Genomic DNA, 13,537 nt, shown 5'->3' on the forward strand with positions numbered 1-13,537 from the left:
TAGGGGCGAACGGCCGTTCGCCCGTACTTGTTATGTTGGAGTACCTGTTGACACAATGCTAAACCTTGATTCCAAGCGTGTCTGGCTACTCCGGCGTGTTGTGCTAGTAGTAGTCGTTGTTGCTTGCTTACTTTTAGTTGTGTCTTAAATCCTAGTAGCATGATGGTATTTTACAGCCAAAGCCCGACATGATCACCACAAACATCAGTTGTGTCACCTGGATGAAATGTGAGTATTTGTGAACAATAGTTAGCAAATAAATAACTAGCTACTAACCCTCAAATCCGTATAGGCTTGTATATTGACTCAATTTTTGTTGTACTTCTTGATGGGAACCTTCTGGTATTAGCACCAAACTCTGGTGAATTAGGCTCCAAAACCGACCGTGAGGTGAAGCTTGCTGGCTAAAAGCAAGAAAGTGTACTTTAGGGGTAAATCACAGTAACAGACTATGCCAGAGTGACCAGCAAGTGTGTAGCGAGGAGGATTAGGTAAATGAAAGCTTGGTTATCGAAATTCATCCACCGCAAACACCGTCGGTTTTGCGTGTCTCTGGTACGGACATATCGAGAAATTAGTTCTGCTTCCGTAGATGACCTGTGGCAAAAAGTAGTTGATTTGACAGATGTTTCCTGGCATCCACTACTTAAAAGTACCAACGTCCCCTATGGATTAGTACCCAAACCCGGATTGATTTATCAAGCGGTAACGCGCTTTTCACCAATTCCCATCCGCATTTTTGTAGAGCGCGTCAACCCTAGGGAAATGCTGAGTATTCGAGTGATGGCCATTCCTGGCGTAGAAGAACGGGTAACTTACCAAGTAGAATCAACCGTTTGTGGTACTTGTTTATCTTACTCAGTCACTCTCCGTGGCTGGTTATCGCCCCTAATTTGGTCATTTTCTCGTCCCTACGCGGATCGTGTAGCACGCTCTTTAGTCGAAGCAGTCGAAAAAGCAGCATTGCAAGCAGTATCAGCACAGAAAAAACCACTGCATGGGATTGGGGACTGGTAATTGGCAGGGATTGGAGATTGGGGAGAAAACCTAATAACTGATGACTAATGACTAATGACTAATGACTAATGAAAGTTAAGATTTTATTAGGTGATAATAAAAATTTTTAAATTTTGTTACGCCGAACCCAGAGAGAACACTAAGCAATTATTGCTTTACATTTCTTCATTTTGAATGCAAAAATTTTGAATTGTATATGTACGATGTCCTCAATTCCCAATCTGTATTAGAAGTCTTGCGGCCAGTGCAAGACCCTGAATTGCGAAAAAGTTTGGTAGAACTAAACATGATTCGCAACGTCAAAATCGAAGGTGGTAAAGTCAGCTTCACTTTGGTTTTAACTACACCCGCTTGTCCACTGCGGGAATTTATTGTAGAAGACTGTGAAAAAGCGGTGAAAAAATTGCCTGGGGTGACAGATGTCAGTGTCGAAGTGACAGCAGAAACACCCCAACAAAAAAGCTTACCTGACCGCAGTGGAGTTCCTGGAGTCAAAAATATTCTGGCTGTTTCCAGTGGCAAAGGTGGTGTAGGTAAAAGCACGGTAGCTGTGAATGTAGCTGTCGCTTTAGCGCAAACAGGGGCAAAAGTCGGCTTGCTAGATGCGGATATCTACGGACCCAATGACCCCACCATGTTAGGGTTAGGCGATGCTGAAATTGTTGTGCGTTCCACAGATAAAGGGGAAGTCCTTGAACCTGCCTTTAATCATGGTGTCAAATTAGTTTCAATGGGCTTTTTGATTGACCGAGATCAGCCAGTAATCTGGCGTGGGCCAATGTTAAATGGCGTGATTCGTCAGTTTCTTTATCAAGTGCAGTGGGGCGAACTAGACTATTTAATTGTGGATATGCCCCCAGGAACAGGCGATGCTCAATTAACATTAACTCAATCCGTTCCCATGTCTGGGGCAGTAATTGTGACTACACCCCAAACTGTAGCCTTGTTAGATTCCCGTAAGGGCTTGCGGATGTTCCAACAGATGAATGTCCCCGTATTGGGAATAGTAGAAAATATGAGCTACTTCATTCCCCCAGATATGCCAGAGAAACAATACGACATCTTTGGTTCTGGTGGCGGTGCCAAAACCGCAGGTGAATTAGGCGTACCTTTGTTGGGTTGCGTCCCCTTAGAGATTTCTACGAGAGTAGGCGGTGACAATGGTGTACCAATAGTTGTTGCTGATCCAGATTCAGCCTCAGCCAAAGCCTTAAAAGCGATCGCACTGGCAATAGCAGGTAAAGTGTCAGTCGCAGCGTTGACATAAGAAATTTTCATTTTTTTCTGATTCCTAGGCCATCACCTAGGAATACAGATTGATGAATATTCACACATCTCATCCCTAAACTTTTAACTCACACCAACAATGTTGTTAAAACGTGCGCTACCCACAATTCGCTGGAAGTATTGGGTTAAACCTTGGCAGCAAGTAGATTGGCTCTTGTTTTTGTTGGCTATAGCTGTCAGCATCTTTGGCGGACTCATGATCCTGAGTACAGAACTCAAGCAACCAGTCACAGACTGGTGGTGGCACTGGCTGATTGCCAGTATTGGCGTTTTGATTGCATTATTTATATCTCGGTGTCGTTACGAAAATCTACTTCAGTGGCATTGGGTAACTTATGCCCTGACAAACTTCAGCCTGATTGTAGTCATGATTGCTGGGACTAGCGCAAAAGGGGCGCAACGGTGGATAACTATTGGTGGTTTTAATGTGCAACCATCAGAATTTGCCAAAATAGGGATAATTATTACATTAGCGGCTTTATTACACAAAAGGACGGCTGACAACCTCCCTAACTTCTTCCGGGCTTTGGCATTCACAGCCCTACCTTGGTTATTAGTATTTGTTCAGCCTGATTTGGCAACATCATTAGTATTTGGAGCCATAGTTCTAGGGATGCTGTACTGGGCAAATGCCAATCCAGGTTGGTTAATCTTATTGATTTCTCCAGTAGTGGCAGCAATTCTGTTTGGCATCTCCTGGCCGTTATCAGCACCCCTTGTAGTCTTTGACAATATACCCCTCAGCCCTTTAGGTATAATTTGGTCATTGGCTATGGGAATTTTAGGTTGGCAAACTCTACCTTGGCGACGCTTTGGTATTGCCGGTATTGGTGCTTGTTCACTCAATATGGTGGGTGGAGAATTAGGGATTTTCGCTTGGAACCATATTTTGAGGGATTATCAAAAAGCGCGACTGACAACCTTTCTACGTCCCGACCACGATATATTAGGGGCTGGGTATCACCAACATCAATCTCGGATTGCTATTGGTGCGGGTGAGATTTGGGGGCGGGGTTTGTTTCAAGGGCCAATGACTCAACTGAATTTTGTCCCTGAACAGCATACTGACTTTATTTTCTCTGCCGTGGGTGAAGAATTCGGCTTTGTGGGTTGTTTGATTGTTTTGTTTGTGTTTTGCTTAATTTGCCTGCGCCTATTACGCATAGCTCAAACAGCCAAGGATAATTTTGGCTCTTTGTTAGCTATTGGTGTGTTGTCGATGATTGTATTTCAGTTGATTGTCAACGTCGGTATGAATGTAGGTTTAGCACCTGTAGCTGGTATTCCTTTACCGTGGATGAGTTACGGTCGTTCTGCTTTGCTAACAAATTTCATTGCTTTAGGAATAGTAGAATCAGTAGCCAATTTTCGACAACGACAGAAGTATTATTTGTAAGCCTACAAGTGAATAGTCAATAGTTGATCAACTGCAGTTGGGAACTATTGTCTCGAAACTCTAGACTATGGAGTAATCACAAGTATTAAGCTAATAACAGGAGATCAACAAGGATAAAAGTCATGATACTACCTGGCGCAACTGTTCGTGTCAAGAATCCCGCAGATACTTACTATCGTTATGAAGGGCTGGTACAGCGAGTTAGTGATGGTAAAGTAGCTGTGTTGTTTGAAGGCGGTAACTGGGATAAAATCATCACCTTCCGTCTATCAGAACTCGAACCTGTAGAGATTACTACTGGCAAGAAAAAAGGAAAATAAATTAGTCAAGAGTCATTAGTCATGAGTAATAGATTAATGACTCTTGACTCAGGACTTTTGACTCAGGACTCATAACTCAGATGCGGCTTCCCTTACCACAGTTTGACACAGGCGATCGCCACCCTAACCACATTGCTGAGGTGATCGAGACTACTTCTACGGAATTCTTGGCTCAATGCTTAGAACCGGAAGATTTAAGCTTTCCATCTATGCCAGCTTTTGGTAGCTGGGTGCGGGCTGTGGATGAAGAGTCAGGTAATCAAGTTTATGCTGTAGTTTACTATGCTACCACTATGCCCGTTGATTCTGTACATCGGGCGGTAGCTTTGGGGTTATCATTGCAGGATTTGCGGGAAGAACAACCCCAAATTTTTGCCATGCTCAAAACTGAATTTCGGGCGGCAATCGTCGGATTTGAGCAACCATCACCGATTCCAGGTGCTAAAAACAGGATTTACCAGTATCTACCACCCCGTCCCCCACAAATTCATCAAGCTGTTTATCGGTGCGAACCAGAATTAATAGTTAAGTTCACCGAAGAACTAGATTTTTTGCGGACGCTACTTGTGATCAACGGCGCACCAGTAGAATCTTTAACTGCGGCAGCCATTCGGGAAGTGTATAAGTTACGCCAAGCTGATCGGGATTGGCTGATTAAAGCGGGACGTACCTTAAGCATCCTGCTAAAAGACGACTATGATCGCCTCCGGTTCATTTTGAGCCAAATCCACCCATAGGTAGTTAATTATCCGACAATTGCCTAGATAATGTTAAGTTTCAACTTTCTTGATAGATTAGCGTCGCTTTTATCGTGATTGATGACTGCGGAAGACTACTTCCAAGGTAATCACAGCTTCAATGTTGCCCCTAATCACCCTACCTATGGAACGAATATTACAAGTCCTTGCTCTAGAACCAAATTCCCCAGGTTTCGGCCAGGAAGCAATTGTTCCCTTTGCTATTTTGCTGGTAGTTATCTTCGTAGTACCCATCCTGTTTGAACGGCTGAGATTACCGGCAATAGTGGGTTTAGTGTTCTCTGGGGTGGTACTTGGGCCATCGGGTTGGGATATCTTCCATAAAGAATCACCCATGATTAACCTGCTCTCAGATATGGGGTTAGTTTATCTGATGTTTGTCGCCGGTTTAGAAGTTGAAATACAGCAATTACGGCGGTGCAGAAAACGTGCTTTTGGCTTTAGCTGTTTCAGCTTTGGTGTGCCGTTGCTTTTGGGAACGAGCATCGGAAGAATGTTGAGCTTTAATTGGAACAGTTCAATTTTAATCGGCTGTTTATTTGCTTCCTATACTCCTTTAGCATATCCTCTAGTCAGTCGTTTGGGGCTAGTGAGTAACCAAGCTGTTGCTACGACAATTGCCGCTACAGTGTGGACAAATATGGGCGCAATTCTAGTATTAGCAGTTTGTGTAGCGTTTTCGGTGAAGGTATTCAGTCTAGCGCAACTACTCACTTGGTTGGGATGGTTAATTATTTACTCTATTGCGATTTTGGTAGGCTTAGATTGGGCTGGTAAAGAATTTTTTCGCCGTTCAGGAGATGATGAAGGCAATAAATTTTTCTTTATCTTGTTGTCGCTATTTATAGCTTTATTAGGTGCTAAATTGATCGGCATCACCAAAATTGTAGGCGCATTTTTAGCAGGTTTAGCAGTCAATGAAGCTGTAGGTGAGGGGGCAGTCAAAGAAAAAGTAACATTTGTGGGCAGTGCCTTATTTATTCCTATTTTCTTTGTTAATCTGGGTTTGCTGCTGGATTTGCCGACTCGGAATAACAATATTTTTACCTTAAATTTAATTTTTTTGCTCACGGTTGGTTTAATCGCCAGTAAATTTATTGCTGCTTGGTTAGCAAAATTAGTTTATCGCTATCACTGGCAGGAAATGTTTACCATCTGGTCATTATTAATTCCGCAGGTGGGTATAACCTTAGCAACAGCTTTTGTAGGATATCAGGCTGGTTTATTAACACCAACAGTGTTAAACAGTTTCGTTATTTTAATGTTAGTAACATCAATTTTGGGGCCGTTGATGACGAGCCGTACAGCCACAGCTTTAATATCTACACCTGTCAGTGAACCTGTCTACTCAAGTTTAGTTACACAACCAACTGAAGAAATCTGCAATCATCCTTTGACTATTGTTGTACCTGTTAATAATCCTCAAACTCAGCAGTATTTAATTGAAATGGCGGCATTAATAGCCCGTCAGACAAAAGGGAGAATTATACCGCTAGCGATCGCTACTGCTGCGGCTCAGATGGATGCGCCAAAATTAGAATCCTCTGTGCAAAGAAGTGAACGTCTGTTAGCCAAAGCAACAACCCAAAGTCAAGCTTTAGGTGTAGAATCAGCAGCACTGTTAAGAATTGATGATGCTTTTGCACCAGGAATTAGCCGAGCAGCTCGCGAACAAAAAGCCAGTTTAATTATTATGGGTTGGGGTAAACGTACTGGATTGCGGGCGCGATTATTTGGCAATGTGATTGATAGTGTACTTTGGGCTTCCCATTGTCCAGTAGCAGTCACAAGGCTTGTAGATTCACCCCAAAAAATTCAACGCATTTTAGTACCAGTGGAAAACTTAATTACACCGAGATTACAGCCTGTGCAGTTTGCTCAGATGTTGGCAGAGTCCAATCAAGCCCAAGTCACGGTGTTAAATGTGTGCGATCGCCATACCAGTTCTAGCAAAATAGCCTGGCGGCGATCGCATCTGTCCTTACTCGTATCTCAATTGGCTTTACCAAATCCACCAGAAGTTCAAATAATTGCTCACGAAAATGTTGCCCAAGCCATTCTACAGGCAGCAAGATTATATGATTTAGTAGTGTTACCTTTTATACGTAATCCTATCTGTTCTAGCGGGTTAACTATGAGTGATGTGACAACTCAGCTAGCCAGCCAACTCACCTGCTCTATTGTCTTGTTAAGCGAAACTCAGCGCGCCAAGGCAGAAAGTATACAATCAGTATTTATCAACAAAACAGCTACTGTTTGACTTTCCATAGTGATAAAAGAGTTACAACTCAGTTTTGTGTAACTTTGTCTTCAAAATACTTTATATTATTAAAGATTTGGTAAATTCTCAGCCAGGTAAAGACAAACATTAGATGATGTTTGTTATTTTGCTATATGACTTAGGCAAGCATTTAACACAATGCCACAAAAATCAAGACGTAGTAAAATTACTCTATTTTATTGTTAAGTTGCGAATTATCCTTATTCATTCTGTATTTTCATACATGGGTTGGGTATTCTAAATTAACGATAAGCAGTTAGCAATATCTGTAAGCAACTAAAAAAATATGAGAATTTTGGTAACGGGTGGTGCCGGCTTTATCGGTTCCCATCTGATTGACCGATTAATGCCTGAAGGCCATGAAGTCATCTGTTTAGATAACTTCTACACAGGTCATAAACGTAACATCCTCAAATGGATAAATCATCCGAACTTTGAACTCATCCGCCATGACATCACGGAACCGATGCGGTTAGAAGTGGATCAAATTTATCACCTAGCTTGTCCGGCTTCCCCAGTGCATTATCAATACAACCCCGTGAAAACCGTTAAAACTAACGTCATAGGTACACTCAATATGTTGGGGTTGGCTAAACGTGTGAAGGCTAGGTTTTTCTTAGCTTCAACCAGTGAAGTGTATGGTGATCCAGAGGTTCATCCCCAAACAGAAGAGTATAGGGGTAACGTCAATCCCATCGGGCTGCGTTCTTGTTACGACGAAGGTAAAAGAATTGCTGAGACACTGGCGTTTGATTATTACCGACAAAATAAAGTTGATATTCGAGTTGTCCGTATATTCAACACTTACGGGCCGAGAATGTTAGAAAACGATGGGCGGGTGGTGAGTAACTTTATTGTTCAAGCTTTACGCGGCGAACCGTTAACTGTCTACGGTGATGGTTCGCAAACTCGTAGTTTTTGCTACGTTTCTGACCTAGTGGAAGGCTTTCTCCGCCTGATGAATAGTGACTACATCGGCCCAGTGAATCTGGGTAATCCCGGTGAATACACGATTTTAGAATTGGCTCAAGCTGTGCAGAATTTAATCAACCCGGATGCAGAAATTAAATTTGAGCCTTTACCGGCTGACGATCCCCGTCGTCGCCAACCGGATATCACAAAAGCAAGAACCCTGTTAAATTGGGAACCTACCATTCCTCTGCAAGACGGGTTAAAACTGACAATAGAAGATTTTCGCGATCGCATCAAAAATATCGTTTAGTATACAAGCTTTACTCTGCCACTGACGGCATTTCCTGGCAGAGTGGGAGTGTAAAATTGACACTTCTTTTTTAAGAAAAACCCCAAACAAAGTGAGGAGTTAAACAATGCGTGTTTGCGTTATAGGTACAGGCTACGTTGGCTTAGTAACCGGTGCGTGCTTGGCTCACATCGGACATGATGTGATTTGTGTAGATAATAACGAAGAAAAAGTCAAGCTGATGAAGTCTGGGCAATCGCCGATTTTTGAGCCAGGACTATCAGAAATTATGCAGTCGGCTATTGAACGTGGGAACATCCAATTTACCACAGATTTAGCAGCCGGTGTCAGCCACGGAGAAATTTTATTTATTGCTGTAGGAACACCACCCTTACCCACAGGTGAAAGTGATACCCGTTATGTGGAAGCTGTAGCGCGTGGTATTGGTGCTAACCTCAATGGTGGTTATAAGGTAATTGTTAACAAGTCTACAGTCCCCATTGGTTCAGGTGACTGGGTGCGAATGATCGTTTTAGATGGGATGGCTGAACGTCAAAAAACCCTAGTAACAGCAGGTGGAGTAGCTAGCGAAGAGCAATTATCTGAGGTTGTACCGCAGTTTGATGTCGTTAGTAACCCAGAGTTCTTACGGGAAGGTTCGGCAGTTTACGATACATTTAACCCTGATCGCATTGTTCTAGGTGGTAATAGCAGCAAAGCGATCGCGATGATGCAAGAACTGTACACCCCGATTGTTGAGCGCAAATTCGCCGAAGACCAATCTTTACCGCCTGTATCTGTATTGGTAACAGACCTCAGTTCGGCAGAGATGATTAAATACGCCGCTAACGCTTTCCTCGCTACCAAGATTAGCTTTATTAACGAAGTCGCTAACATTTGCGATCGCGTTGGTGCTGATGTTACCCAAGTCGCCAAAGGTATTGGTTTAGACTCTCGTATTGGTAACAAGTTTTTACAAGCTGGTATTGGTTGGGGTGGTTCTTGCTTCCCCAAAGACGTTTCAGCGTTGATTCACACAGCTGACGACTACGGTTATGAAGCTCAATTGTTAAAATCTGCTGTCAGCGTCAACGAACGCCAACGCCTAATTGCTCTAGAAAAACTCCAGCAAGCCCTAAAAATCCTCAAAGGTAAAACAGTCGGTCTGTTAGGTCTCACCTTTAAGCCTGATACCGACGATTTACGCGATGCACCTGCACTTAACTTAATTGAACAACTCAACCGCTTAGGTGCTAAAGTCAAAGCCTACGACCCCATCATTTCCCAGACAGGAATGCGTCATGGTCTTTCTGGCGTGTTAGTAGAAACCGATGCTGAACGTTTGGCTGATGGCTGCGACGCTTTGGTACTTGTCACCGAATGGACGCAGTTTAGTTCTCTCGACTACGCTAAAATGGCGACACTCATGCACAACCCTGTCGTGATCGATGGTCGTAACTTCCTCGATCCCGAATCTATGATGAGGGCTGGATTCCAATACATCGGTATTGGACGATAGAGATTGAAAACAATTCCCAATACCGCCAGCCGTAGGCTAACACCAACGCAATTCGTAATTCGCAATTAAGTTTTAGAGTACCGCCTAGATGTTTCTAGGCGGTATTTCATTTAAGAATTACGGGGAATTCGTTCAATTTCTGCATAGCCGCTAAAAATCAACCTTTGTCCTTCAGTTTCTAAACGGTTGAGCCGCATTTTGACCCCATCCAAATCAAAACGGTCTAAATCGACCATATTATCTAAAATTTCCGCCAGTGCTAGGCTGAGGGTTTGGGATATTTCTTTTTGTGCTTCTGGAACTAAATCCAGTTCTAATTGCGGGTCTTTAAAAGAAATTCGGCGACGCTTTTCGATAGCGATGCTTAAAGTCATGTGCAGTGGTATGAGTTCTCCACTGTTTAAATCCGCTTTGGCTGAAAGTTTTAAACGATTCTGGGGTAACAGTTTCACCTGAACCTCGGTAAACGAAACTGGCTTACCACCAGATAATTCTGTTAAAGCAGGTACAGAGAGATTTACTAACCGCTTTCTTACGAGTTCCGCATCAAAAGCTTGGTTGATACCATCTTCAGATAATATTACTTGAGCGATCGCTTGCGTCGGTTGCTTAAGATTCAATTTGCCGCTCAACACTGCACCAAAGTCAATAGCCACAGCATCCGTTTCAAAAGACATCTCCTCAACCGCGAAATCTCTACGGATGACCAAACCGCGACCGCTCATTTTAAAACTATCAATGCTGCCTTGCAACAGTTTGCTGGAGGGATAGCAGCGCACAAGGACTTCTACTGACTCGCTTTTGGTAAACAGATGGCGAATCGTTTGGCTGGCGACTGTGTTGAGCATTTTTTCGCCCCAATCAGTGCCTTTAGGATCTTGTAAACCAGTTAGTCCGCCGAACATTGGGTTTTGGGTCTCTCGAAGTTCTTTGTACTTTTGTAACAAACTGTGAAGAATAGAGCAAGTATCTAGCGATTATTTGTCCTGATAATTTGACCTGAGTTGCCTGATGGTATTAGCTTCAGTGTATCTAGTGTAACTCTTGAATGAGTGTTGCGAATTATTGAATTATGTTAACAGTCACATCACTAGGACTAATAGATGAGGACTAACTGATAATCCAGCTTTTCAATAAGCTTCAGGTGGGCATTACCAACACGTAAGAATCAGAGTTTTAGCTACTACCAAGCAATGCCCACCCTACAAAAACTTGTTTGCTTGGGGCTACCTTGTCAACAACTGCCGCCGCAATAAATCCAGGGCTGTACACGCACTTAAATGACGAATAAACGAGCGATCGCGCATAGTGCCGAACTGATATTTAAAACTCGCCACTTCATCCTTCGGCCCTGCTAAACCAATGTAAACCAAACCCACAGGCTTAATATCCGTTCCCCCAGTCGGCCCAGCAATGCCAGTAATACTTAAACCCCAAGTTGTTGACAAACGAGTTTTTACACCCATTGCCATTTGTTCAGCTACAGTATCACTCACCGCCCCAAATTTTTCTAAATCTTCTGGGTTCACCCCCAGTAACCCAACTTTCGCTGAATTATCGTAAGAAATTACACCACCCCAAAAATAAACAGAACTGCCGGAAATTTCCGTTAACATCTGCCCTAAACCGCCGCCTGTGCATGATTCCGCTACCGCCAAAGTTTCCCCTGAACCCCGCAGTAACTCACCAACCACGGAAGCCAGACTGTCATTATTCACACCATAAAAATCTAACCCAGCAATTTCTTTAATTTGTTTCTCTACAGGCGCAATTAAAGCTTCGGCTGCTGCTGGTGAAGTCGCTTTGGCACAGACACGCAACCTCACCTCTCCCTTACCTGCATAGGGTGCTACTGTAGGGTTAGGCAGATTCAAATAAGCACTAACTTTTTCTGCTAAAGCCGATTCACCAATACCCCAAAATTTCAAACTGCGACTGTAAATAATTTCTTGACCCCAGCCTTGACTTTTCAAAAATGGTACTGCTGTTTCTTGCCACATCCGGTGCATTTCACTAGGAACACCGGGAAAAGTGAAAATGGTGATTTCAGGACGGGGTTGCCAGATAATACCGGGTGCTGTTCCACTGGGATTAGGTAAAATTTCCGCACCTTGGGGAATTAAAGCTTGCTTGCGGTTGCTGGGAGTCATTACCCGACCACGCTGGGCGAATTTTTGGGTAATATCTTCAATAATTTCTGGACTTTCCAGCAAGGGAACACCAAAAAAATCAGCAATGGTTTCACAGGTGAGGTCATCTGGTGTAGGGCCGAGTCCACCCGTGAAAATTAAAATTTTAGCTCTGGAAATAGCAATTTCAATAACTTGCTTGATGCGTTCTGGATTATCCCCCACCACTGTTTGATAATAATGGGGAATGCCTAATTGGGCTAGTTGTTGGGCTAAAAATTGAGAATTGCTGTTGAGGATGTCCCCCAACAACAATTCAGTTCCAACACAAATAATTTCTGCACTCATTTTTAATAGGTAAAAAAGCAAAAGTAAAGATTGCTTATATTACTTTATTGCTTTTCACTTCTGTTGAGAGAATTTACGAACTCGCCAAACCACATAACTTAATAGGGAAGTAGCGGCACAAATGTAAACAATGCTGCTAGGGACACCAGCCACAAATAGGGCTAAACTGCCCACCCACAAGGTGAGAGAGTAGATAAATAATACTGTCCACCTATGGGATAAACCAGCCTCTAGCAGTCGGTGATGCAGATGACATTTATCTGCAACCCAAGGTAGTTTACCTCGTCGCAAGCGTGCCAAAATCACGGCGGACATATCGACGATGGGGACTGCTAAAATCAAGTATGGTAAAAGAACGGCGGTAAAAGCAGGTATTTTGACTAAACCGATCACACCTACAGAGGCTAAAGTGAAGCCCATGAAATATGAGCCGCCATCCCCCATAAAGATTTGTGCTGGGTTGAAGTTATAGCGTAGAAAGCCCAAAGCAGCACCAGCTAAAGCGGCAGCAATTAAAGCGGCGGCTGGTTGGTGCATAAACAAAGACACCAGCAGCATCACCATAGCCGCAATACCAGAAACCCCAGCCGCCAAACCATCTAATCCATCAATCCAGTTAATAGCATTTACCATCCCTACTAACCAAATGACGGTGATGGGTAAACTTAGCCAGTCGAGGTCAACTATACCAACGGTGGGAACGGTGATAAAATCTATACTTACACCTGCTTTCCATGCTCCGGCAGCAACAATCATTTGTACAAGCAAGCGTTTCAAGGGAGATAAACTTAATAAGTCATCGGCTAACCCAATGAGAAAAAAGCCCAGCCCCCCTAAAGTTACGCCCCATATTTGCCATTCTTTATCCGGTGGGAGGTTGGCAAATCCACCCAACCACCAAACAATTAACAGAGAGATTGTAGTACCTGCGAAGATAGAAACTCCGCCCAAGCGTACCATTGGACGGTCATGAATTTTGCGATCGCCTGGTTGATCCACACGTCCGCTTCTAATACCAATATTTTTAACATCTGGCGTAGTCCAGAGAACGACTACGGCAGCAATCAGGAAGGCAATCAGATGATATATCTGAGCAAGCATCTGTATGTTTTAAAAATGTAGTTTAATTAACAAAAATTTACTGTAGATGTTTCCTTCCTATTTTTACTTTATTTTCGACCCTAATCAGCATGGGAATTTGAGATTGGGGACTGGAAGGGACTGGGGACTGGGGACTGGGGACTGGAGATTGCATTTTTCCCCTCTGCTCCTCTGCTCCTC

12 protein-coding genes are annotated in these 13,537 nt (G+C 43.3%); 8 read left to right on the forward strand and 4 right to left on the reverse strand.

Annotated features, from left to right (window positions below; genetic code table 11):
* Window positions 1-161: helix-turn-helix domain-containing protein (locus tag AACS98_RS23610; RefSeq protein ID WP_232317144.1), on the reverse strand; the 161-nt coding region annotated here is incomplete at its 3' end.
* Window positions 162-495: 334 nt separating this feature from the next.
* Between AACS98_RS23610 and AACS98_RS10800 the strand changes: the two genes are divergently transcribed.
* From AACS98_RS10800 to AACS98_RS10835, 8 genes are all read left to right on the forward strand, one after another.
* Window positions 496-1,017, forward strand: coding sequence for a polyketide cyclase / dehydrase and lipid transport (locus AACS98_RS10800; RefSeq protein ID WP_066379410.1), 522 nt, complete (start codon window positions 496-498; stop codon window positions 1,015-1,017).
* Window positions 1,018-1,213: 196 nt separating this feature from the next.
* The gene (locus tag AACS98_RS10805; protein WP_066379413.1) at window positions 1,214-2,284 is read left to right on the forward strand and encodes an Mrp/NBP35 family ATP-binding protein; all 1,071 of its coding nucleotides are present in this window, start codon (window positions 1,214-1,216) and stop codon (window positions 2,282-2,284) included.
* A gap of 99 nt (window positions 2,285-2,383) precedes the next feature.
* Entirely contained in the window at window positions 2,384-3,700 is a 1,317-nt protein-coding gene (rodA, locus tag AACS98_RS10810; RefSeq protein ID WP_066379416.1) for a rod shape-determining protein RodA, read from the forward strand.
* A gap of 122 nt (window positions 3,701-3,822) precedes the next feature.
* Complete coding sequence (locus tag AACS98_RS10815; RefSeq protein WP_066379419.1) at window positions 3,823-4,020, forward strand: NAD(P)H dehydrogenase subunit NdhS; 198 nt, start codon at window positions 3,823-3,825, stop codon at window positions 4,018-4,020.
* 80 nt (window positions 4,021-4,100) lie between these two features.
* Window positions 4,101-4,757, forward strand: a complete 657-nt coding sequence (locus AACS98_RS10820) for an HAS-barrel domain-containing protein (protein ID WP_066379422.1) — start codon at window positions 4,101-4,103, stop codon at window positions 4,755-4,757.
* 145 nt (window positions 4,758-4,902) lie between these two features.
* Window positions 4,903-7,038: a cation:proton antiporter domain-containing protein gene (locus AACS98_RS10825; protein WP_066379628.1), complete on the forward strand. Its 2,136-nt coding sequence runs from the start codon at window positions 4,903-4,905 to the stop codon at window positions 7,036-7,038.
* Window positions 7,039-7,345: 307 nt separating this feature from the next.
* Window positions 7,346-8,281: a UDP-glucuronic acid decarboxylase family protein gene (locus AACS98_RS10830; protein ID WP_066379423.1), complete on the forward strand. Its 936-nt coding sequence runs from the start codon at window positions 7,346-7,348 to the stop codon at window positions 8,279-8,281.
* Between the two features lie 106 nt (window positions 8,282-8,387).
* Window positions 8,388-9,779, forward strand: coding sequence for a UDP-glucose dehydrogenase family protein (locus AACS98_RS10835; RefSeq protein ID WP_066379425.1), 1,392 nt, complete (start codon window positions 8,388-8,390; stop codon window positions 9,777-9,779).
* 110 nt (window positions 9,780-9,889) lie between these two features.
* Here AACS98_RS10835 and AACS98_RS10840 read toward each other — a convergent pair whose 3' ends face one another.
* From AACS98_RS10840 to AACS98_RS10850, 3 genes are all read right to left on the reverse strand, one after another.
* Window positions 9,890-10,684: an LmeA family phospholipid-binding protein gene (locus AACS98_RS10840; RefSeq protein WP_066379428.1), complete on the reverse strand. Its 795-nt coding sequence runs from the start codon at window positions 10,682-10,684 to the stop codon at window positions 9,890-9,892.
* Between the two features lie 321 nt (window positions 10,685-11,005).
* A complete protein-coding gene (locus tag AACS98_RS10845; protein WP_066379434.1) occupies window positions 11,006-12,256 on the reverse strand; it encodes a competence/damage-inducible protein A in 1,251 nt (416 codons plus the stop codon).
* Between the two features lie 54 nt (window positions 12,257-12,310).
* Window positions 12,311-13,357 carry a glycosyltransferase family 4 protein gene (locus AACS98_RS10850; protein ID WP_066379436.1) on the reverse strand — a complete coding sequence of 349 codons (1,047 nt, stop codon included), beginning with the start codon at window positions 13,355-13,357 and terminating at the stop codon, window positions 12,311-12,313.
* Between the last annotated feature and the right edge of the window lie 180 nt (window positions 13,358-13,537).

The organism is Anabaena sp. CA = ATCC 33047, assembly GCF_963870205.1.
Classification (GTDB): Bacteria; Cyanobacteriota; Cyanobacteriia; order Cyanobacteriales; family Nostocaceae; genus Trichormus.